At 42.8% G+C, this 1,014-nt stretch carries 1 protein-coding gene; it reads right to left on the bottom strand.

Annotated features, from left to right (window positions below; genetic code table 11):
- Positions 1–995 (bottom strand): ATP-binding protein (locus A3729_RS03645; protein WP_156497623.1); only part of this gene is annotated, 995 nt, incomplete at its 3' end.
- Positions 996–1,014 lie beyond the last annotated feature (19 nt).

Below are 1,014 nucleotides of genomic sequence, written 5' to 3'. Positions count from 1 at the left end.
GACAGGGCCTGATCAAGCATTCTTAACCTTGCTTCTCTCTGTTGCTCTACGAGAGACACTTTATTTTCATCAGAGTTATTCTCTTGCTCCGGCTGCTCGTGCGCGACTGCTTCGCTATCTCCTTCAGTAAACAAGCCATATTGATAAGACACGAGTAAAAATGAGAAGCAAAGCAGAACGGCAACACCCCAAAAAACCTGCTTCGGCACTCCTTTACGGCTCTTAACCGGTAGCTTTAATGCCCCCGGTTCTAACACGACACTACTGAACAAACGATTCACCCGACCAGGCAAACCTTTCCCCATATCAATTAAATGTTGCACCTGACTTTCTGACAGCTCTAACAAGCCGGTATAGCCAGCATACTCCAATCTCAACTGGAGATATTCCAGCATATCTGAAGCACCTAAAGGCTTAAGCTGCATTTGATGCAACCACTCGTCATCACCTTCTATGTGACTCAAACGAGCAAGCTGCAGCAAGCTTGGCAAACCCGAAAAAATTGCTACCACTCCGCTTTCTTTAGGCAACTGACTGAAATATGAAAAGTAAAATTGAAGCTCTTTTTTTGATAATAGGTCTGCGTTATCAAAAACCAGAACCTTTCTCACACCATCTTTCTTGAACTCATCTTCCAAATACTGCAATAAACGGGAAAATGATTGACGCGTAGTTTCACCAACTATCGAATCTAAACCAACAAGCTCGCCAAAGTCATGTATAACAGATTTCGACTTTTCCTTATTAGCAAGCTCCTGAGCATCTGTAACGTAGATACTCAGCTCGCCAGCTGAAGATTTTGCAAATTTATTAAGTAGAGTGGTTTTGCCAGCACCTTTTTCGCCAGTAAGCAAGAGAACCATATCGCCAAAGGTCGACATATGGCGCAGTGTTTCTAAATTATGCTGACGCTGCGCCCCCTCAAAAAATACTAGCATTCGCTCATCGAATGGGTTTTCTTTCAAGTTAAAGTGCGAAATGAGCTGCTCACTCAAAACATTATTATTTTTTGTC

The sequence above is a fragment of the Oleiphilus sp. HI0043 genome, assembly GCF_001634935.1.
Note: the sequence above shows the minus strand (reverse complement) of the source record. Positions and strands in the feature narration are given on the sequence as shown.